Origin of the sequence: Hyphomicrobium sp., from assembly GCF_041659645.1 — a bacterium.
Lineage (GTDB): Bacteria > Pseudomonadota > Alphaproteobacteria > Rhizobiales > Hyphomicrobiaceae > Hyphomicrobium_B.
This window is the reverse complement of the sequence record NZ_JBAZXX010000001.1, coordinates 217,863-239,346: the sequence shown is the minus strand read 5'-3', so window position 1 is coordinate 239,346 and position 21,484 is coordinate 217,863. Positions and strand designations below refer to the sequence as shown.

Annotated in this window: 20 protein-coding genes; 16 read left to right on the top strand and 4 right to left on the bottom strand. The window is 60.0% G+C overall.

Going from position 1 to position 21,484, the window contains the following annotated elements; all coding sequences use genetic code 11:
- Window positions 1-45: 45 nt before the first annotated feature.
- From WC811_RS01075 to WC811_RS01060, 4 genes are all read left to right on the top strand, one after another.
- Window positions 46-288 carry a zinc-finger domain-containing protein gene (locus tag WC811_RS01075; RefSeq protein ID WP_372639994.1) on the top strand — a complete coding sequence of 81 codons (243 nt, stop codon included), beginning with the start codon at window positions 46-48 and terminating at the stop codon, window positions 286-288.
- Window positions 289-316: 28 nt separating this feature from the next.
- Window positions 317-1,507 (top strand): FAD-dependent monooxygenase, encoded by a 1,191-nt coding sequence (locus WC811_RS01070; RefSeq protein ID WP_372639992.1) that lies wholly within the window; start codon window positions 317-319, stop codon window positions 1,505-1,507.
- Entirely contained in the window at window positions 1,501-1,947 is a 447-nt protein-coding gene (locus WC811_RS01065; RefSeq protein ID WP_372639990.1) for an NUDIX domain-containing protein, read from the top strand. The genes WC811_RS01070 and WC811_RS01065 overlap by 7 nt, the downstream gene beginning before the upstream one ends.
- A gap of 85 nt (window positions 1,948-2,032) precedes the next feature.
- Window positions 2,033-2,716 carry a MarC family protein gene (locus WC811_RS01060; protein ID WP_372639988.1) on the top strand — a complete coding sequence of 228 codons (684 nt, stop codon included), beginning with the start codon at window positions 2,033-2,035 and terminating at the stop codon, window positions 2,714-2,716.
- A gap of 12 nt (window positions 2,717-2,728) precedes the next feature.
- On the opposite strand, the gene WC811_RS01055 is transcribed toward WC811_RS01060, so the two are convergent.
- Window positions 2,729-3,508: a gamma-glutamyl-gamma-aminobutyrate hydrolase family protein gene (locus tag WC811_RS01055; RefSeq protein WP_372639986.1), complete on the bottom strand. Its 780-nt coding sequence runs from the start codon at window positions 3,506-3,508 to the stop codon at window positions 2,729-2,731.
- 181 nt (window positions 3,509-3,689) lie between these two features.
- Between WC811_RS01055 and WC811_RS01050 the strand changes: the two genes are divergently transcribed.
- Together WC811_RS01050 and WC811_RS01045 are read left to right on the top strand one after the other, a co-directional pair.
- Window positions 3,690-4,874 (top strand): acyl-CoA dehydrogenase, encoded by a 1,185-nt coding sequence (locus WC811_RS01050; protein WP_372639984.1) that lies wholly within the window; start codon window positions 3,690-3,692, stop codon window positions 4,872-4,874.
- Complete coding sequence (locus WC811_RS01045) at window positions 4,871-6,082, top strand: CaiB/BaiF CoA transferase family protein (protein WP_372639982.1); 1,212 nt, start codon at window positions 4,871-4,873, stop codon at window positions 6,080-6,082. The genes WC811_RS01050 and WC811_RS01045 overlap by 4 nt, the downstream gene beginning before the upstream one ends.
- Before the next feature lie 10 nt (window positions 6,083-6,092).
- Here WC811_RS01045 and WC811_RS01040 read toward each other — a convergent pair whose 3' ends face one another.
- On the bottom strand, window positions 6,093-7,787 hold the full coding sequence (locus WC811_RS01040) for an EAL domain-containing protein (protein WP_372641724.1): 1,695 nt from the start codon (window positions 7,785-7,787) through the stop codon (window positions 6,093-6,095).
- An 854-nt stretch (window positions 7,788-8,641) separates the two neighbouring features.
- Between WC811_RS01040 and WC811_RS01035 the strand changes: the two genes are divergently transcribed.
- The 3 genes from WC811_RS01035 (at window position 8,642) to WC811_RS01025 (ending at window position 13,104) form a co-directional block, all read left to right on the top strand.
- Entirely contained in the window at window positions 8,642-10,201 is a 1,560-nt protein-coding gene (locus WC811_RS01035; protein ID WP_372639980.1) for a glucan biosynthesis protein, read from the top strand.
- 276 nt (window positions 10,202-10,477) lie between these two features.
- Window positions 10,478-12,784 carry an FdhF/YdeP family oxidoreductase gene (locus WC811_RS01030; protein WP_372639978.1) on the top strand — a complete coding sequence of 769 codons (2,307 nt, stop codon included), beginning with the start codon at window positions 10,478-10,480 and terminating at the stop codon, window positions 12,782-12,784.
- Entirely contained in the window at window positions 12,781-13,104 is a 324-nt protein-coding gene (locus WC811_RS01025; protein WP_372639976.1) for a hypothetical protein, read from the top strand. The genes WC811_RS01030 and WC811_RS01025 overlap by 4 nt, the downstream gene beginning before the upstream one ends.
- A gap of 20 nt (window positions 13,105-13,124) precedes the next feature.
- On the opposite strand, the gene WC811_RS01020 is transcribed toward WC811_RS01025, so the two are convergent.
- Window positions 13,125-13,595: a CreA family protein gene (locus WC811_RS01020; RefSeq protein ID WP_372639974.1), complete on the bottom strand. Its 471-nt coding sequence runs from the start codon at window positions 13,593-13,595 to the stop codon at window positions 13,125-13,127.
- Window positions 13,596-13,811: 216 nt separating this feature from the next.
- Complete coding sequence (locus WC811_RS01015) at window positions 13,812-14,075, bottom strand: hypothetical protein (protein WP_372639972.1); 264 nt, start codon at window positions 14,073-14,075, stop codon at window positions 13,812-13,814.
- A 371-nt stretch (window positions 14,076-14,446) separates the two neighbouring features.
- On the opposite strand from WC811_RS01015, the gene WC811_RS01010 reads away from it, so the two are divergent.
- From WC811_RS01010 to WC811_RS00980, 7 genes are all read left to right on the top strand, one after another.
- Window positions 14,447-15,307, top strand: a complete 861-nt coding sequence (locus tag WC811_RS01010) for a hypothetical protein (RefSeq protein WP_372639970.1) — start codon at window positions 14,447-14,449, stop codon at window positions 15,305-15,307.
- Between the two features lie 89 nt (window positions 15,308-15,396).
- Entirely contained in the window at window positions 15,397-15,795 is a 399-nt protein-coding gene (locus WC811_RS01005) for a translational machinery protein (protein ID WP_372639967.1), read from the top strand.
- A 138-nt stretch (window positions 15,796-15,933) separates the two neighbouring features.
- Window positions 15,934-16,341: an Hsp20/alpha crystallin family protein gene (locus WC811_RS01000; RefSeq protein ID WP_372639965.1), complete on the top strand. Its 408-nt coding sequence runs from the start codon at window positions 15,934-15,936 to the stop codon at window positions 16,339-16,341.
- A gap of 10 nt (window positions 16,342-16,351) precedes the next feature.
- Complete coding sequence (gene lon / locus WC811_RS00995) at window positions 16,352-18,775, top strand: endopeptidase La (RefSeq protein WP_372639963.1); 2,424 nt, start codon at window positions 16,352-16,354, stop codon at window positions 18,773-18,775.
- 73 nt (window positions 18,776-18,848) lie between these two features.
- Complete coding sequence (locus WC811_RS00990; protein ID WP_372639961.1) at window positions 18,849-19,811, top strand: cation diffusion facilitator family transporter; 963 nt, start codon at window positions 18,849-18,851, stop codon at window positions 19,809-19,811.
- Between the two features lie 220 nt (window positions 19,812-20,031).
- Window positions 20,032-20,166, top strand: coding sequence for a hypothetical protein (locus WC811_RS00985; protein WP_372639959.1), 135 nt, complete (start codon window positions 20,032-20,034; stop codon window positions 20,164-20,166).
- A 637-nt stretch (window positions 20,167-20,803) separates the two neighbouring features.
- Window positions 20,804-21,334 (top strand): hypothetical protein, encoded by a 531-nt coding sequence (locus tag WC811_RS00980; protein ID WP_372639957.1) that lies wholly within the window; start codon window positions 20,804-20,806, stop codon window positions 21,332-21,334.
- Window positions 21,335-21,484 lie beyond the last annotated feature (150 nt).

Below are 21,484 nucleotides of genomic sequence, written 5' to 3'. Positions count from 1 at the left end.
AGGATATGGTGCGCCGGAACATCTCCCAATGCGGAAGGGTGAAGCATGGCCGGAGCAGCAATCCCGCACTTTGCCAACGACGTTGGCGCTGAGCGTATCTTCGTCGGCGTCAAAGAATTTAATTGTATGGGCGCCCGGGCTCCCTTCGATCACCCGCACGTCTACCTCGACATGGGCCAGGACAATCAGATTCTCTGTCCCTATTGCTCGACGCTGTACATCTACGACTCTCGTCTGAAGGCCGATGAGAGCGATCCCAAGGACAGCCTCGTCGCGGACGCCGCTTGACTTGTAACGACGCCTCGGAAGCCGCGTGATGGCCCCCGCTCGCTTGAGCGCGGTAATCGCGGGCGGAGGGATCGGCGGCCTTGCCGTCGCAATCGCCCTTGCCCGTCGCGGCATCGAAGTCCGCGTTTGCGAACGCCGCTCGGAATTTCCGGAAGAAGGCGCCGGCATTCAAATCGGCCCCAACGGGTCGCGCATCCTTCAAGACCTTGGCGTTGCCGAATTCCTCGCCGACAAAGTCGCAACCCCTGACGCTCTCGTCGTGCACGATGGTGCGTCGGGCCGCGAGCTTGCGCAACTTCCGCTCGGCGCATGGATCGCGAAGCGCCACGGCGCCCCTTACTGGACGGCTCACCGGCGCGACCTGCACGTCGCTCTGCGGACGCACGCCGAAAACGATCCTCGAATTACGTTGGCCCGCGCGAGCGAGATCGTTTCCTACGCGAGCGAACCGGACGGTATTGCCGCGATCGGCGCCAATGGCGAAGTGCTGAACGCATCCTTTCTTGTTGCAGCAGACGGCCTGTGGTCGACGTTGCGAGGGAGTATCAGCGGCAGTTCGGCAAAGCCCCATCCGCTCGGAAAAATCGCATTTCGCAGCGTGACGGGCGCGGGAAATTTACCGTCTGAACTTGTACGCAACGCCGTGCATATCTGGCTTTCGCCGGGAGCTCATGCCGTCCACTATCCCGTCAACGGCGGCCGTGACATCGCGCTGGTCGTGATCGTCGACAATGCGTCGGCGGCTGAAGGCTGGGATGCCCCCGCTGCCGCAGACGCCGTCAAAGGAAAAATCAAAAGCTTCGCGCCGCCCCTGCGATCGCTTGTCGAAAGCGCACAGCAATGGAGGCAATGGTCGCTCTACCGCATGCCGCCGCTTCCCCGCTGGACTTCAGGCCGCGCAGTGCTCCTGGGCGATGCCGCCCATCCAATGTTACCGTTCCTCGCGCAAGGCGCGGTGATGGCCCTCGAAGATGCCGTGACGCTGGCAGCCGAAGTCGCCGCTTCAAACGGTAATCTCGAATCCGCGCTTCACGATTACGAACGCCAACGCCGCCAGCGCGTCACCAAGGTTGCCGAAGCGTCGGAGCGCAACGGCCGCATCTATCATATGCGCGGCCCCGCCGCGCTCGCGCGCAACACGGTGATGAAAGTGCGATCCCCCGAACGCGTGATCGCGGGATTCGATTGGCTATATGGCTGGGAGCCGCGATCATGTTGACCCGCCTGGCATCGCTTCTGTCGCGGCGCGGCAACATCGTGACCCTCGGCGTGCAAGGCATCATCGTCGACGAGGCCTCGCGCGTGCTTCTCATTCGCCACGGCTATCGTCCCGGCTGGCATTTCCCCGGCGGCGGCGTCGAGCGTGGCGAGGAAATCGAAGATGCTCTCGCGCGGGAAGTTTTCGAAGAGACCGGCGCGATCATTGTTCAGCCGCCCCACCTCGTCGGGATCTATTCGCATTTCGACAACTATCCTGGCGACCACATCATTCTTTTCCGGATTGACCTCTGGCGCCGCGATGTCGTGCCCGAGCCCAACGCCGAAATCGCCGAACACGGCTTCTACGCGCTCGACGCCTTGCCTGAAGGGGTGTCAGCCGGCACGTCCCGGCGTCTGCAGGAAATCTTCGGAGGAGCCGAGCAATCGAGCGTGTGGTAGCTCCGCTTTGGCCGCACTATCGCGCCAACGGTTTCGACGTTAGAAGATCTTCCATGATCTCCCCCGTTTTACGCAAGCAAGAGCTATGCCCTACCTGACCGGCATCATCACGAGTTTCCTCGTTGCCTTTCCGGCACTGTTCTCGATCGTCAATCCGTTCGGCGGCGCGCTGATCTACAGCCAGATCACGATCGGCCGCACGCACGCGGAACGCCGCGCCCTGGCTTGGCGCGTCGCGACCTACTCAGCCATCGTCATGCTCGTCTCGCTGCTGATCGGCGCTACTCTGATGAGCTTTTTTGGCGTCAGCATCGATGCGTTACGCGTCGCGGGTGGAACCGTCGTCGCCGTTTCCGGCTGGCGGATGCTCTATAACCCGCAGGAAACCGAAGACCGGAAACAAGACCAAGCATCCGATGCCAACCGCGCAACGGCATGGAGCAGTGAGGTCGCCTTCTTTCCTCTGACCATGCCGTTCACGACCGGACCCGGCACCATATCTGTCGCAATTGCTCTGAGCGCCAACAGACCCCGCGAGGCGGCTGAGCTTCTTCCATTCTTCGCCGGCATCTGCGGCGCCGCGATCATTCTCGCCGTCATCATCGGCGCTTGCTATTCCTCCGCCGACCGTTTGGTGGCGCTGCTAGGCCCGGGACGGGCGCGGATTCTGACGCGGCTGTCTGCATTCCTTCTGCTTTGCATCGGCGTGCAAATTCTGATCACCGGCATCCAAGGCGCGCTTGTCAGCGTCCTCTCCACCGCACACTGACGAGAACGCGTTTCAACCAGCCTGGCGCGCGTCCTCCGCGACCCGGTCGGCGGCTTCCTTCATCGTTGCGCCGCGAAGCAACAGGCCGAACCAAGCGAACAACTCACGAGAATCGGGATTGTCCGCAACCCGCCATTCGGGATGCCATTGCACCGCCAGAATGCGCTCGCCCGACACGGGGCGAATGCCTTCGACGACCCCATCGGCACTCGTCGCCTCAACGGCCAGCTTATCGCCGAGATCGCGAATACCCTGGAAGTGCGCGGAGTTGACGGTAATGGACGGCGCCCCCATCACCCGCTCCAATACGCCCTTGAACGCAAGATCGACGCGATGCTCAAGCGCGAACATGCCGTCAAGCGGCAAGCCGGGTTCGGTATGGTGAACCTGCTCGCGGCCAGCTTCGGCAAGGTCGGGTCTGAGCGTCGCGCCATACGCAACCGCGATTTCCTGAAAGCCCCGGCAGATGCCAAGCACTGGACGGTCTTGCTCAACCGATTCCGCGATCAGCCGGAACGCCATTCCATCACGGCCCGGATCAAATGGCCCATCGCCGGGATCGGTGCTGCGATACAGATTCGGCGCAACGTTCGAGGGGCTTCCAGTCAGCAATATGCCGTCCAGGCGGCTGAGGATCGAGCCCGCGTCCATGATGTCGGGCATCGACGGCACAAGCACGAAATCCGCCCCGACGAACGGCGCGGCTTTCAAATACCGCTCTGCAACAGCCTGGATGGGATCCTCCGGGTTGCGCTGGCAGCAAATGACGCCGACGAGAGGCCGCTTGGACATGGTCGATGATCCTTGAAGGACGATGCAGGGTGTCCGCCCATATGGCATTGCGGGATCCTCCGGGCAATGGACTGCGCCGCCTCAGAAGACCAAATCGAACCAATTCGTGCTTCCTATTTCCTATCGGCTGAGCGGCCCATAGAGTGGCGTCGAAATTTGAGTGCCTATCAAGGAGCGCTACGTGGCAGCCGGTTCATTCATCTGGGACGATCCCCTTCTGCTTGAAGATCAATTGTCGGAGGATGAGAAACTGATCCGCGACACCGCGCGGGCCTTCGCTCAGGACAAGCTGCAGCCCCACGTCATCGAAGCCTACGCGCGGGAAACGACTGACCCCGGCATCTTCCGCGAGATGGGCGACCTCGGTCTGCTCGGACCGACGCTTCCGGCTGAATACGGCGGTTCGGATTCAAACTACGTCGCCTACGGCTTGATCGCCCGCGAGATCGAACGCGTCGATTCCGGCTACCGCTCGATGATGAGCGTGCAGTCCTCACTCGTGATGCATCCGATCTACGCCTACGGCAGCGAGGAGCAGCGCCAGAGATATCTGCCGAAGCTCGCAAGCGGCGAATGGATTGGCTGTTTCGGCCTGACCGAACCGGACGCCGGGTCCGACCCCGGCGGCATGCGGACCAGAGCCGAAAAAATCGACGGCGGCTATCGGCTCAGCGGCTCCAAGATGTGGATCACCAACTCCCCGATCGCCGACGTCTTCGTCGTCTGGGCGAAGTCGGCCGCGCACGGCGGCAAGATCAGAGGCTTTGTTCTCGAAAAAGGCATGAAGGGACTTTCGGCGCCGAAGATCGCCGGCAAGCTGTCGCTTCGCGCATCAGTTACGGGCGAGATTGTCATGGACGGCGTCGAAGTTCCCGAAACCGCTCTGTTGCCGAACGCCGAAGGTCTGGCGGGTCCGTTCGGATGCCTCAACCGCGCGCGCTATGGCATTGCCTGGGGTGTGCTCGGTGCCGCCGAATTCTGCTTCCACGCAGCGCGGCAATACACGCTTGACCGCAAGCAGTTCAATCGCCCCTTGGCCGCGACGCAGCTTGTCCAGAAGAAGCTCGCCGACATGGAAACCGAAATCACGCTCGGCCTTCAGGCGGCGCTGCGGGTCGGCCGGCTGCTTGACGACGGCCAGATGGCGCCCGAGATGATCTCCCTCATCAAGCGCAACAACTGCGGCAAGGCCCTCGATATCGCCCGCGTCGCCCGCGACATGCATGGCGGCAACGGCATCTCGGAAGAATTCCAGGTGATGCGCCACATGCTGAACCTCGAAACGGTCAACACCTACGAGGGCACGCACGACATCCACGCTCTGATCCTCGGCCGCGCTATCACCGGATTGCAGGCCTTCGCATGACGACGACCGCCGCACCGAAGCCGCTCGCGGGCATCCGCGTGCTTGAGCTTGCGAGAGTGCTCGCCGGACCCTGGGCCGGACAAACGCTCGCCGATCTCGGCGCTCACGTCATCAAGGTCGAACGCCCGGACGGCGGCGACGATACGCGCGCCTGGGGTCCGCCCTTCATCGCCGACGGCGACGGTCCCGGCTCGGCCGCGTATTTCCATTCGACGAACCGCGGTAAGATGTCGGTCGCCATCGATTACGAAGATCCGGCCGGCCGCGAAGCCGCGATCGCTCTCGCCCTGCAAGCGGACGTCATCATCGAGAACTTCAAAGTCGGTGGTCTCGCCAAATACGGCCTCGACTATGCCGCGATCAAGTCCGGCAACCCCGGCGTCATCTATTGCTCGATCACCGGCTTCGGCCAATCGGGTCCCTACGCCCCCCGCGCCGGTTACGACTTCATCGTGCAGGGCATGGGCGGCATCATGGACCTGACCGGCGCCCCCGACGGCGAGCCGCAGAAAATCGGCGTCGCCTTCGCCGATATCTTCACCGGCGTCTACGCCACCATCGGCATCCTTGCGGCGCTCAATCGCCGCAACGCGACGGGCGACGGCGCGTATATCGATATGGCCTTGCTCGATACGCAAGTATCGGTGCTCGCCAATCAGGCCATGAATTATCTGGCATCCGGAAACGCACCGCGCAGGCTCGGCAACGCCCATCCCAACATCGTGCCCTATCAGGTCTTCGAGACCGCCGACGGTCCCATCATCATCGCGTGTGGAAATGACGGACAGTTCACCCGCGTCTGCGACCTGCTCGGTCTTCGCGGCATCGCGACCGACGACCGCTTCAAAACGAACGCCCGCCGCGTCGAAAACCGCGCCGAACTCATCCCGCTGATCGAAGCCGAGACTTTAAAGCGGGCGCCGAACGACTTACTCTCAGCGCTCGAAGCCGCAGGCGTTCCCGCCGGGCCGGTCAACAGGATTGATCAGGTGTTCGCCGATCCCCAAGTCGTCGCCCGGAAATTGCGCCAAGACCTGGCAAGAGCGGACGGATCATCCGTGCCGACGGTCCGCAGCCCGATTGTCATGGACGGCGAGCCCTGCGTCGCCGCCACACCGAGCCCGAAACTCGGCGAGCACACCGCAAGCATTCTCTCCCGCCTAGCCGCCCACGATGATCCGTGGTCAGTCCCCGCTGAAAGTTTCTGAGTTGCCGAAATCAATGGCGGAGAATGCCGTTCACACCTTCTGCGGACCGATTCCTTTTACCAATCTTCCGGGCTCCAGGCCTCATGATAAGAGTGTAGCTTTCGGCCGGCAGCGGTTTTCCGAAGAGATAACCCTGCGCCTCATGGCATCCGATTAGCCGCAACATCGCCAGCTGTTCCTGGGTTTCAACGCCCTCCGCCACGACGCACAATCCCATCGCACGACCGAGCCCGACCACCGAGTTGACGATAGCCGCGGCATCGGAGTTGTGGACCATATCGCTCACGAAGCTGCGATCCACTTTAATGCGATCGAATGGAAACGACCGCAGCGTGCTAAGCGACGAATATCCGGTGCCGAAATCATCAATTGCGACGCTGACGCCAAGACCCTTCAATCGCCGCAATACCGATGAGGCAGTGTCAGAATCTTGAATAAATAGGCTCTCCGTCACTTCTAATTCCAGCCGCGAGGCTTCAAGGCCTGTATCGGCAAGCACATCCATCACCAGTTCGACAAAATCATTCCGCACAATTTGTGCGGCCGACACGTTGACGGCGACTCTGAGCTTTTCGCTCCATTGCGCAGCCTCTCGGCAAGCTCGCCTCAGGACAAACTCGCCGATCGCATGAATAGCGCCGTTCGCTTCCGCGACAGGAATGAATTGCATGGGCGAGATGAGACCATGCTCAGGATGATTCCAGCGCAGCAGCGCCTCGAACGCTCCGACAGAACCTGACTTGGAGTCGACCTGCGGCTGAAAAACGACTGAAAGCTCGCCATGCTCGACCGCGAGATCGACATCGCGCTCCAGGGAACGCCGTCGCCTTTGCTCCAACTCCATCTGGGGTTCGAACAGTGCGTAACCGCCGCCGTTTCGCTTCGCACGAAGAAGAGCGGTCTCCGCATGCTCAAGCAATTCCTCCTGCTCGTTTCCGTCAGCAGGAAAATTCGCAACCCCAACCCTCACGTCGATCATAATATCTTCGCCGCTTTGGAGACGACGTCGTCCACGCAATGCGGAAACGATCTCTTGCGCGAATTGCTCAGAATCGAAATCTTCTCCGCCCGCGGTTTTCACGAGGAGAAATTCGTCGGCCCCCGCGCGCACGATAAGATCGCAATCCGTCTCCATGGACCGCAGGAGCTGGGCGACCTTGACCAGCACCATATCCCCGACCACGCGCCCATGAAGGTCGTTGACGGCGCGAAATTGTAAAAGATCGACATGATAGATGGCGACCGTCCGTTGCGTTTCGCTGGCGCGCTGAAGAACGATCGCAAGGCGGCTCTTGAGCGTGACCCGGTTTCCAAGACCCGTTAGCGGATCGAAGAACGCGAGATTGCTCAGCCGCGCCCGTGCGTCCGAATTCTCGATGGCCATCGCACAGAAATTCACGCACTCGGCCGCGATCAAACGCTCTAAAGCGCTGGCACCGCGTTTATCGCGGAAATAGAATGCGAAAGCACCGAGCACGCGTCCATCGGCGGCCTCGATCGGGCAAGACCAGCACGCGCGAAGCCCGTAAGGGAGAGCAACGTGTTCGTATCCCGTCCAAAGAGGGTCTGCTTCGATATCGAGGACCTCGACCGGCCGGCGCGAAAAAATCGCCGTTCCGCACGAACCAACATGAGGCCCAATGCGGACGCCCGTGATCTCCTTCGGATAAACATCCGGGAGAGACGGCCCAGCGAGAAACGTCATACGATCATCATCGTCGACGCCGGTAATAGAGCAGATGATCTCAGGTGCCAACGATTCGACCCCGAGACAAAACGTTGTCAGCACATTGAAAAGAGATTCGCCCAGCGCAATGCCAACAAGAAGCTCCTGCTGGAGAGCGCGCAGTCTGACTTCGATATCCTTAGGATCCGGTATGGCTTGTACTCCGGTCATTGCCCGTGGGTAATCATAAAATTTGACCGCCATTCCGCTCGCGGCCGAAAGGATCAGGGCTTGTTTGATTATCGTTCATTGCAAAATCCGTCGAAAGACCTAAGCGACCGAACATCGCAATGGTTCCGCGAATACCGGTTTGATAGTGACCGATTGGCTAATATTGCCGTCAAGTTGAAAGGCGAGAGGCGAAAAAATCCAAATCGAGCGCTCGACGTGTCGTATTCCGAGACGTGGATCAGGAAAGAATTAATACTCATTATCGGACGGGGAATTGTTATCGCGATGCAACAAATAGCGATCGGGTCGGAGGGCAATTCGCCAATTCCAAACCTCCCTGAGCGCATATGACTTGGCGGCGATCGCGCAAAGGCATGGGTATCGTCTCGCTTCGCCGGAATGATGCCATTTTAACGGACGACGAAGCGTCGTCTTCGTGCCTACGTCCCGCCCGTCTTAATATTGCCAAACTAACTCCCTGCCACTGACCAAGGCTGCCATCAAATGGCGGCTCACGGAACGAAATCGGCATCTTGGGCGCTGTCCGACCGACAAAGGACTTGGCGTCGCCGCGAAGTTGAAATAATCGCCTACGGACCGATATAAGCCGTCGTAGCTCTCGCCATCCCACCCTCACCTGGTCTCATAAGAATATGCCCTTCATGATCGACCGTCGACACGTTTTAGCCGGCGCTCTCACGACCACCGTGGCGGCTTGGACCACATCGGCCAAGAGCGATACGCCCGTCGGCGCCGCTACGCTCGGGCCGCCACAACCATTTTCGTTCGATGCCCTCAAACAGCAGGCTAAGGCGCTTTCCCAGTCCGCCTATGTCCCTCCGCCCCAACCGGACGCATCCGATCCCTTGCGCGGCATGGCGTTCGATACCTTCGCCCAGGCCGTCTACAAGCCCGAGATGGAGTTGTGGCACGGCCAGCCGGGCGCTCAGACGGTGCGGCTCTTTCCGCAGGGCCGCTTCTACGCGGAACCCGTCCGGATCTATGTGCTGGAGAACGGCTCGGCTCGCGAAGTCGTCTACAGCCCCGACTACTTCAACATGCCTGCCGACCATCCGCTGCGCACGCTGAAGAATGCCGGATTTGCGGGCTTCCGCCTGATGAGCCGAGGAGGCGTCAGCGACTGGCTCGCCTATCTCGGAGCGTCGTACTTCCGCGCCTCCGATCCGAACGATCAGTATGGCGGTTCGGCCCGCGGCCTCGCCATCAATACCGGCAAGCCTGAGGAATTCCCTCGGTTCTCGAGCTTTTGGCTCGAACAGAACGGCAGCGGCCTGAACATTTATGCGTTGCTCGAAAGCCAGAGCGTCACTGGCGCCTACCAGATGAACAGCCGGCGAATCGAAGGCGGACAGGCCGGCGCCCTGCAAGATATCGAATGCGAACTCTACTTCCGTGCCCCCGTCGATATGTTGGGCATCGCCCCGCTGACGGGCATGTACTGGTACGGCGAGAATTCTGGAAAATTCCGTGGCGATTGGCGCCCCGAGGTTCACGATTGCGACGGCCTGTCGATGTGGACCGGCACCGGTGAACGCATCTGGCGGCCGCTCTCGAACCCGCCCCGCATCGTGACGAACAGCTTTGTCGACGACAACCCAAAGGGCTTCGGACTGATCCAGCGCGACCGCAACTTCGACAACTACCAAGACGACAGTCTGTTCTACGACCGTCGACCAAGCATGTGGGTCGAGCCGATGTCGTCGTGGGGCAAGGGCGCCGTCAATCTCGTCCAGCTTCCGACGACCAACGAAACCGAAGACAACATGGTCACCTTCTGGACCCCCGCAGAAACTGTCGTCGCTGGCACCGTGATCAATGCGAAGTACCGGCTGTTTTGGGGCGTCGATTCCCCACCCGCCGGAGACGTCGCGCGCATCGTCGCGACGCGCGTCGGCATCGGCGGCCTCGGCGGCCGCGATCTAGACCTTCGGCACATCAAGCCCAACGCCAAAAAATTCATGATCGACATCGAAGGCAAGGTTCTCGACGAACAGACCCGGTTCGGCGGCACAAAAACCGTGGTCACGACCACGAACGGCACCATCACGGGCGTTGAAGCGTTTCCTGTCGTCGGCACCCGCCGATGGCGCATGATGTTCGACCTCAGCGACCTTAATGGCCAACCCGCCGACTTGCGCGCCTACCTCGCTAAAGACGGCGAAGCCCTGAGCGAAACCTGGATCTATCAGGTCTTTCCCTGAACGGCGGGCCTGCCAATCGCGACGTCGCTTTTCCGTGACCACATCAGAAGTGCCACGGCCGCGCGATGAGCGCGGGCGTCTTCGTGCAGATGTGCCCCTATAGCAGCAGAGCGTCGTTTTGAGGCACACCCTTGCCCAATTCTTACGCGCTAAAACCCTGAAAATGCTCCGGATATACCGTTTACGCATAACGGTTATTCCGCCACCGTGCGTTGCAGAAAAGGCCCATTTCGCACATGCACAATAGACTTGGCGGCGATCGTTGGAAAAGGCGCGATGGGCAAACCAGAATTCATTGGCAAGAAGTCGAAAGCGGCTGGCGGCTGGGGCGCACTGAAGAGCTGCGGGAAAAAGCTTCTCGCAAGCGGCGCGCCGTTGTCCGGTGCCGTGACGATGCTGAAGGCCAATCAGCCGGACGGTTTCGACTGCCCTGGCTGCGCATGGGGAGACCCCGCTCACGGCTCATCGTTTGAGTTCTGCGAAAACGGCGTGAAGGCCGTCGCCTGGGAATCGACGGACAAACGCGTCCATCCGGATTTCTTCAAGGCCCACACGGTCACCGAGCTTCGGAAATGGACCGACTACGACATCGAGCGCGAGGGACGCCTTACGAACCCGATGCGTTATGACTCGGCGACTGACCGCTACGTCCAGACGACGTGGGCCGAAGCCTTCTCGGAAATCGGTCAAGTGCTGAGAGGCCTCGATAGCCCCGACCGGGCTGAATTCTATACATCCGGCCGCGCCTCGAACGAGGCCGCCTACATCTACCAGCTCTTCGTGCGGGTCTACGGCACGAACAATTTCCCTGACTGCTCGAACATGTGCCACGAAGCGAGCGGTGTCGCGCTCGAACAGGCCGTCGGCATCGGTAAGGGCTCGGTCCTGCTTGAGGACTTCGAAAAGGCCGACGCCATCTTCGTTATCGGCCAGAACCCCGGCACCAACCATCCGCGCATGCTCGGCGACCTTCGCCGGGCGGCAATTCGCGGCGCCAAGATCGCCGTCTTCAATCCCGTGCGGGAAAAAGGCCTCGAACGCTTCGCCGACCCGCAGGACAAGCTCGAAATGATCACGGGCGGCAGCACCGCGATCGCCAACGAATATTATCAGGTCCGCCTCGGCGGCGACATGGCCGCCGTCCGTGGCATGTCGAAAGCGGTGTTTGCACTCGATGACGCCGCGGTCGCCGCCGGTCACGCGTCCCTGCTCGATCGCGCATTCCTGAAGCAGCACACAGCCGGCTTCGAATTCTATCGTGCGGCCGTCGACGCAACGAGCTGGGACCAGATCGAAAACCAGTCCGGCATGACGCGCGAGCAGATCGAAGGCCTCGCAAAGATCTACGTCGAATCGACCCGAACGATTTGCACCTGGGCGATGGGCGTCACCCAGCATCGCCACTCCGTCGCGACCATCCGCGAAATCGCAAACTTCCTCTTCCTGCGCGGCAACGTCGGTCGCCCCGGCACCGGCCTCTGCCCGGTACGCGGCCATTCGAACGTGCAGGGCGACCGTACGGTCGGCATCAACGAGAAGCCGCCGAAGGATTTCCTTGATGCCCTCGAAAAAGAACTCCGCATTCCGATGCCTCGCCAGAACGGGCACAATGTGCTCGCCGCCATTGGCGCCATGCTGGACGGCTCGGCTCAGGCATTCATCGCGCTTGGTGGCAACTTCGCGCGCGCAACGCCCGACAGCCCCCTGATCGCGAAAGCTATGATGAACCAGAAGCTGACGGTCAACATCGCAACCAAGCTCAATCATTCGCATCTGCTGCCGGGCGAGGTGAGCTATGTGCTCCCCTGCCTCGGCCGCACCGAAGTCGACCGCAACGCCGACGGCGTCGCCCAGATTGTCACGGTCGAAGACTCAATGGGCATGGTGCATGGCTCCGGCGGCATCAACCGCCCGGCTTCGCCCGAATTGCGCTCCGAGATCGCCATCATCGCCGGCATCGCTGAAGCGACCGTTGGTTCCGAGATCGTCGATTGGAAGGGCCTCGCCCATCATTACGATCGCATCCGCGATCTGATTGAGCGCACCATCCCCGGCTTCCAAGATTTCAACCAACGCGTACGCAAGCCGCGTGGCTTCCGTTTACCGAACGGGCCTGCTGAGCGCATCTGGACGACGCGCTCGGGCAAAGCCACATTTTCAAGCTCGGAACTGCCCGACCAGACCGAACATCAGCGCGCTTTGGGCGAGCATGGTACGTTTGTGCTTCAGACGTTCCGCTCGCACGATCAATATAACACCACGGTCTACGGCCTCGACGACCGCTATCGCGGCATCTACGGCGAGCGTCGCATCGTATTCGTCAATCCCGACGACCTCGCCGAGATCGGCGCCAATTCCGGCGATCGCGTCGATATCATCGGACTGCACGAGGACGGCATCGAGCGCATCGCCGAAAGCTTCCGCGTCGTACCCTATGAGCTGCCCCGAGGCTCGGCCGCAGGTTATTACCCAGAGCTGAACGTGCTTGTGCCGATCTCGACCGCAGGCGAACTCAGCGATACGCCGACGTCGAAATCGGTTCTCGTGACCTTCCGCCTGTCCGAGCAAGCTCAGGCGGCATGAGTTCGGAGCCCGCGAACGAAATCACTGAAGATCAGTTTCTCGAAGCGGTTTCCGCGATCCGCTTCGTCGCGCCGGATCTCTCGCCGATCGGCGCCGCCATTCTTGCCGCGATCCACTTTGGTATCGCTAAGGACAGCCGTTCCTTTTCGCTCAAGCTCGGTATCGAGCACGCATTGGTCCTTCGCGAGATCACCGCTCTCTCCAGCCTAGAACTTGGACTTATCGAGATCGTCAGCCGAAGCGCGCGCACCCAGCGCACGCAGATCGCACTTGCCGCGAAAGGCAATGATCTGATTTCGCGTGCGCCGATCGCAAAATAGTTGGATCGCTTTGACAGACTTCAGCGGCCGTTCCACGGCATGATCGGAACCGTCGAAATGGCGTTGTAGGGCGAGCCGTCAACTACGCGATCGCTGATCGCAACGTAGACCAGCGTATTGCGCTTCTTGTCGACCGCCCTGAAAACGTGCGTGTGTTTAAAGAACAAGGACGTGCTTTCCGAGTAGACCTTCTCGTCGTCGGCAAGCTTCGAAATATCGACACTGATCGGTCCGACCTGCCGACAGGCGATCGAGAACCGCGATGGATCTTCAGCCAGACCGAACGTCCCTTTAAGACCACCGGTCTTGGCCTGACTGATATGGCAGGCGACGCCTGGAACCTTGGGATCGTCGAAAGCGCTGATGCAGACTTTGTCATTGGCGCCGACCAGCCGAAAGGTCGTGCTGATGCAGGCTATGTCATCCGCCTTTGCGCCGGGGGAAAACAGCATCAATAACCCCGACGCAGCCGCCAACCAAATATATTTCATCCGAAGTCTCCATCCCACCGATCATCAAAGCGCGACCGTCGGAGCATGAAGAAATGGCCATCGCGAGAGCTTGGCGCAAGGAGCGTTGCGCAGCCCTCTGCGGTTAGTCAGAGGCGATCGAATGCGATCCCGAATCGACAGCCCACACGACGCCGCCATCGCCAGCGGCCTTCATCTGTGGATCGCCAATTCGGGTCAGAACTGAGTTTGAGGGCGTTACTTGCGATCCTTCAGATACCGAGCGGGTACTTCACCGGCATCGACAAGCGCCTGCACGCATTCGGTGGAAAGCACCCGGCGATTGCTCTCGAAGCATCTGCGAAGCTCAGAGCTACCCTGCTTGTATTTCGCGCAAAGACTTCCGTAGTCGGCCGAGCACGCATCCTTCACCCTCGTCGAATACGCGGAGGCGGACGTGTTCACGATCGCCACAGCGCTTGCCGCCAGCACGACGTTCAGCACTATTCTGCTTTTCTTCATTACATCCTTCCCGATGACAACGCCCAGCGCCGACACTAATAAACCGATCTGCCAATGCCACGACACCGGCATCGATGCCAACTATTTTAACTAAATAGAGCGTAATGCGGCACTTGGCGCGAACATCCGCTGCAGCCCTTCTTTATGCCACATCCGGCTTTGAGTCCGCGTCCTGTCGGCACTTGCAACCCTTTTCTAAATAACCATATTTTCGCCGCGAAGCTTCTTCGCGTTGCTGTCCGCCGGGAAGCCTTTAAGGTCTGTGCCTTAGCTGTGGTTGGTTAGAATACAGGTCCACAAGATTGCGGAACATGTTTGCGGTAACGATTGGGATGGATGTCGGTCGACAGTTGCGATCGCTGCGGCGCGGCATGCGTGCCCCTGCGGTAGTTTTCGCAATTTCTCTTCTTTCGAGCGCGAACGCCTACGCGGTCAGCGATAGCGTCAAGAACGCCTGTAGAAACGACTACTTTCAGCATTGCAGCCAATACGCCGTCGGAAGCGACGAACTCCGCCAATGCATGCGCAATGTCGGGGAAGACCTATCGACGCCATGCCTCGTGGCGCTTGTCCAAGAGGGCGAAATCACCAAAGCGGACGTCGAGCGTCACAACGCTGCAAAGGATGCGGCGGGAAAGAAGAAATCCGGCGAACTCGCGAGCAGGGACTCCGACGATCCCAAAGACGTAAGCGCCAACTCCGCGAAAAAGTCCAAGGCCGCGAAAAAGAAAAATCCGTCGAAAGCGACCGCAGCAGCCGAAGCTTTGGATCCCGCTGCAACGCAAAGCGGGGAAGCCGAAAAATCGGTGAAGACCGCCAAAACGCATAAGACTGGGACGAAAGCCGAAACCTCCCAGACGACGTCGAAGAAAAAGGGCAAGAAATCCAAACTCACGTCTGCCGCCGATGTGGATCCGGCGGCGGCCCAAGGCAGCGAAGCCGCAAAACCGGCGAAACTCGCCAAAACGCATAAGGCCGGTGCAAAAGCCACGACAGCCAAGACAGCGTCAAAGAAAAAGGCCAAGAAATCCAAGCTCGCGCCTGCTGCGGCGGCCTCCGCGACCCCCGACCCAACTGCTACACCGTCAGTGGGCAAAAAGCCGGGACACGCCAAGGCGAAAGCCGGGAAAAAGAAGAAAGGCACTGCGACAGCCGCTAAAACCAAGAAGACCTTAAAGAAGAAGAGTCCGATAAAGCCCGCGACAAAACCCGCTGACGCTCAGACGCCCTGAGGGTTTTGACAAAGCGCAAATGACCGCCGCGCATGACAGGCGATCCTATGAAACAAACTTTCCCGCAAGCCCGTTCATTTGGAGAGCCCATGTCAGGCCATTTTCACGCTGTCGTTTGGATCGATCACCGCGAAGCCCGCGTTTTTCATTTTAGCGCGTCTGAAGCCGACGAGATCGTCGTTCACCCGCAGCATCCGACGAAGCACCTCCACCACAAGGCGAACACTATCGGTAGCGGACACGCCCCCGAGGATCACGAGTTCCTGCAAAGCGTCGCCAATTCCATCGCCGACGCAGGCGCCATTCTCATAACCGGCCCCTCCAGCGAGAAGACAGCGCTCGTCAATCATATCGGCCATCATGCTCCCGCGCTGAAAGCGAAGATCAAGGGCGTCGAGGCAGTGGACCATCCGACCGACGGCGAAATCCTCGCGCTCGCGCGCAAGTTCTTCAAGGATGACCATCAGGAACCGCCCCGCGTCGTCTAAGGCGAGAACGCATCGCCGTCTGTCGCAATAGGGTAGCCTTTCGCACGTCGCCCCCTGGCGACAGACCGGCATCGCGCCTAGATTTGCTCGGGCCGCCCCAAAGCCCGATCGACCCGATCCGCAACGGAAAGAATAACCATGGCGAACAGAGACCCGATGAGCTGGATGTTATCCGAAGCCGTCGAAAGCCTGACCCGCGCCGAGCGCATGCACCGCCAGTTCTTCCGGCTACAGCCGTCCGGACCGGCGAACGAGCCGTCGTGGGAACCTCCCATCGATGTGCTGGAAACAGACCGGGAGATTCTCGTCTTCGTCGCGTTGCCGGGCGTCGATCCCGATAACGTCACCGCGTCGATCGAGAATGGCGTGCTGATCGTATCGGGCCGCCGTGTGTTGCCGCGAGAATTGCGCGATGCCGTCATTCATCGTCTCGAACTTCCCCAGGGTCGTTTCGAGCGCCGGCTTCAGCTACCCGTGGGCCGTTACGCCGTCCGGCAGTTCGTACAGAACGGCTGTCTTGTCTTTTCACTGACCAAGGCCGGTTGAGGTATTCTTGATGATGACACTCGGTGACTCAAACGCGCCCAAGCCGGAAGACACGGGAACGGCAAACCGCAGCGCGGCAGCGAACATCACGCTTCCGTCGGACGCGCTGATTCTCGTTCCCGTTCGCAAAGTCGTTCTCTTCCCCGGCCTCATTCTCCCGATCACGATCGGCCGCGAAAAATCGATTTCCGCTGTCCAGCAAGCCGTGCGCGAAGAACGCCAGATCGGCATCATCCTGCAGCGGGACCCGGAAAATAACGATCCCGGCCCCGATGATCTCCACCGCGTCGGCACACTCGCGAATATCGTGCGCTACATCGCGGCGCCAGACGGCAGCCATCACATCGTCGTGCAAGGCGTTCAACGCGTCCGCATCCTGGATTTCCTGCCCGGCACACCGTTTCCGGTTGCCCGCGTCGTCAACATCCCCGAACCCGAAATACGCTCGACGGAAATCGAAGCGCGCTTCCGCAATTTGCAAGCCCTGGCGCTCGAAGCCGTGCAACTTCTGCCGCAAGCCCCGCCGGAACTGATCGCGACCATCCAAGGCGCGACGTCGCCCGCGTCCCTCGCCGACCTCGCGGCCGGTTACATGGACATCACGCCTACCGAAAAGCAGGCGATCCTCGAAACCGTCGATCTCTCAACCCGCATCGATCGCGTGTCAAAGCTGCTTGGCGAGCGCATCGAAGTGATGCGCCTGACGCAGGAAATCGGCCGTCAGACGAAGGCCGCGTTCGACGACCGTCAGCGCGAAGCCGTTCTGCGCGAGCAGATGGCCGCCATCCAGCGCCAGCTCGGCGAAGGCGACGGCAAATCCCAGGAAGTCGCCGATCTGACGGAAGCGATTGCAAAGGCCAAGATGCCGCCCGAAGTCGAGCAGCAGGCGAAGAAGGAGCTCGCCCGCTATCAGCGGATGCCCGAGGCAGCCGGCGAAGCCGGAATGATCCGCACCTACCTCGATTGGCTGATCGAATTGCCGTGGAGCCTGCCCGAGGAAAAGCCGATCGACATTGCCGAAGCCCGGCGCATCCTTGATGAGGATCACTTCGGCCTCGAAAAGATCAAAACCCGCATCATCGAATACCTCGCGGTGCGTAAGCTCGCGCCCCAAGGAAAGGCGCCGATCCTTTGCTTTGTCGGACCTCCGGGTGTTGGCAAAACGTCGCTTGGCCAGTCGATCGCCCGCGCCATGAGCCGCCCTTTCGTCCGCGTCAGTCTCGGCGGCGTTCACGACGAAGCTGAAATTCGCGGCCATCGCCGCACTTACGTCGGCGCACTGCCAGGCAACATCGTCCAGGGCATCAAGAAGGCGGGTGCGCGCAATTGCGTGATGATGCTCGACGAAATCGACAAGATGGGCCGCGGCGTTCACGGCGACCCGTCCGCTGCAATGCTCGAAGTCCTCGACCCCGAGCAGAACGGCACGTTCCGCGACAACTATCTCGCCGTTCCGTTCGACCTGAGTCGCGTCGTCTTCATCGCCACCGCGAACATGCTGGACACGATCCCCGGCCCCCTGCGCGACCGCATGGAGATCATTAGTCTCGTCGGCTACACGGAAACCGAAAAGCTCCAGATCGCGCGCCGCTATCTCGTGAAGCGCCAGCTCGAAGCCAATGGACTGAAACCCGAGAACGCCGACATCGATGACAGCGCCCTAAGCGCCATCATCCACGGCTACACGCGCGAAGCCGGCGTCCGCAGTCTCGAACGCGAGATCGGCCAAGTCTTTCGCCACGCCGCCGTCCAAATCGCGGAAGCCAGCACCGCGCACGTCCACATCGGCGTCGACGACGTTGCAACCGTTCTCGGCCAACCGCGCTTCGAAAACGAAGTTGCGATGCGCACAAGTGTGCCCGGTGTTGCCACTGGCCTCGCCTGGACTCCCGTCGGCGGCGACATTCTCTTCATCGAGGCGACGCGTACGCCCGGTCGAGGCGCTCTGATTCTGACGGGCCAACTCGGCGACGTCATGCGCGAGAGCGCTCAGGCGGCAATGACGCTCGTCAAGAGCCGCGCCACCTCGCTCGGCATTGATCCTGCAATCTTCGAAAAGAGCGACATTCACGTCCACGTTCCCGCCGGAGCGACACCGAAGGATGGCCCTAGCGCCGGCGTCGCGATGTTCATGGCGCTCACCTCACTGTTGACCAACCGCACGATCCGCAGCGATACCGCGATGACGGGCGAAATCTCGCTGCGCGGCCTCGTGTTGCCGGTCGGAGGCATCAAGGAGAAGGTCGTCGCGGCCGCCGCAGCCGGCATCACGCGTGTCATGCTGCCCGCCCGCAACCGGCGCGACTATGACGACATTCCCCAAGATGCACGCGAGCGCCTGGAATTCGTCTGGCTCGAAAGCGTCGATCAAGCTTTCGCGGCAGGGCTTGACGCCGCCCCCGCCGATCCGGCGACCGCCAATGTCGATGCCTGATGCCTCGTTGCGGCGGGCCCACCACGCAGAAAGAATTGAAATCGCGGCCAAGCTCTAGCAATCATACCGACGCATGAGCGAAACCGCGCTTTCAAAAAGAGTTGTCTACTCCGCTCTCGTCGGCAATCTTCTCGTCGCGGCCACCAAATTTATTGCCGCCGCCGTGACGGGAAGCTCATCGATGTTGAGCGAAGCCGTGCATTCCCTCGTCGATACCGGTAACGAGGGGCTGCTGCTTTACGGCTACTTTCGTTCGAGCCGCCGCCCCGACGATACCCACCCGCTCGGCTATGGCCGCGCGCTCTACTTCTGGAGCTTTATCGTCTCGCTGCTGCTGTTCGCGATCGGTGCGGGCGTGTCGCTCTACGAGGGCGTCAATCACATCATCGCTCCCACCCCCATCACCGACCCGACCGTCAACTACATCGTCCTCGCAATCTCCGCGGTCTTCGAGGGAGCGACATGGTGGATTGCGCTCAAGCGCTTCGGAAAACTCAAGGGCCGGCGCGGGTATTGGGAAGCCGTGCGCGACAGCAAAGACCCGCCGTCGTTCATGGTGTTGTTCGAGGATACTGCGGCGCTGATCGGCATCGCCATAGCAGCTGCGGGCAATTTCGCGGCCCAGCATTGGGACATCTCCGCAATCGACGGCGTCGCTTCGATCCTCATCGGCATCGTCCTCGCAATCGCCGCGACGGTTCTCGCACGCGAGAACAAAGCCTTGCTGATTGGCGAACGTGCCAGCGACGACGTGATCAAATCTATTCTGGCGCTCGCGATCAGCGAGCCGAGCGTCGACGGCGCCAACGATGTCTTCGCGGTTCACTTAGCGCCCGATCAGATCCTGGTCGCGTCGAGCCTCGAATTTTCCGACGAACTGCGCACGCCCCAGATCGAGGCCGCCATTGTCCGGCTCGAAGACCGCATCCGAAAGAAGCACCCCGAGGTCATCGCGCTTTTCGTCAAACCGCAAACCCGCCGGACATTCGAAACAATGCAGGCCGCACGCTTTGGTGATCATGAGAGTTCGCATTAGCGGAGTGAAATAACTTTCTACCACGCTCCATTTCCTCGCCCTCCAGAGTCGTCCTTGCCAAGACCGCCGGAACGGCGTGGGCGACTGCCCGAAGTGCAAGCCAGATGGGTGCTGGATCTGGATACCGAGCCATATCTCCGCATCGGGCACTCCGGAGATTTCGGCGGGCTTATGGTCTGGAAGCCGGTCCAATAGTGCCGCCACCCCAAGAAGAAGACGAATGCAAATCTTGACCGCGATCGGGCTGAACGCGGCGATAGCGACCGCCACGACCAGTACCGAAGCCCTCAACCCATCCGGGGAGGGCGGCTACAGTGTCCAGAGGGACAAAACGACGGCCAAAACGCTCTCCTAGGGACAGAAATTTGGACATAAAGCGACCAATCAGGGACAAACCAGAATGTCCAATCGGCAATTTTGGACGGACAATTGGACATGAGAAAAAACAACGAGAAACGATTCAAGATTTTGAAAACATTTACAAAATAAGAATAATTTCGCATCCTCAAAAAACGGCGCCAGGTCCCTATTTTGGAAATATCATTTTTCATCTCTCTTCCATTCAATGACCCTTCGCCCTCTTCCCTCTGTTGCGCGACGTGGACCAAACATCGACAGAACTGCCAATGCGCGGATTATGGTTAATTAACCATATCCGCGGCTGTAGGCGGAAGTCAAAGACATGCCAGAACGGGCTGAGGTTTTCCGACCCTGGTAGTCTCATTCGACATCGCGGCATCAGCAACGCCTGACATTGCCTGGTGGGGCGACTTGAGAACTCTTCGCGAAGGAAACCAGTCTGGCTTCCCTCAGCCGACGCGACGGCCCTCTGCGATGAAAACAGCAAGTTCGCCAGCGAAGTCGGGTGCCTGTGCGGGCATGCCATTAATATGCTGATGAGATTTATTTGCGAGAATAGATATCATTGCAGATCTTGGGGGCTGTCAGTGTCTATATCCGGCGACAGAATAAAAAAAGCGACGCGACGCTCAGTGAAATCGCGTGCAAATTCTCTCTTCTTTAGAACAGAGACTCGGATTGCGAAGTCTCTTCTGCGGCTCAAGCCGAAGGCCAAAGATTTTTGTTCGTCTGACGACGACGCCGCTGCATACGCCGCGTTTCTCATGGACATGAAGAAGAAACATAAACCTGAACTGCCACGCCATTACGAATTGGTCGAGCGCGCAGCAGAACTAAGGTGGCGACTGCGAAACATCCCCATTTGGGAAAAATCTTTTTTCGATGCGATGAGGTACGCACTTAACCCGGATGCGGCGTCCGTTCCTAACGTCGAAAAAGACGTGATGCCGGTATTGGAAATGTTCCTTCGAACCGGCGCGCTTGAAAAAATAGCAAAATACGAAGCGCCACTCAGAGAGCAAGTCAAAAAAACCGACGTTGAGCTCGAGGCGCTCGCGGAATGGCGCTGCTTTCATAGCCTCGACCGCGGCAGTATCGACTCACCTGTATCAGAGCCTCTAGATTGGGAAGAAGCTGTCGGAGTCGATAGACAGATCCCTTAAGTCGTGCCGGCCCTCGGTTTTCGCGAACCCTTGCAATGCGAAAAAAGGGAAGTGGCACAGCAGAATGCGCACCAATCCGGATTGGTGCCGTAGAGCCTGTTTGTCATCTGATTGCCCCTCACGTCCATTGCATTCTCATCTTGACGCCTG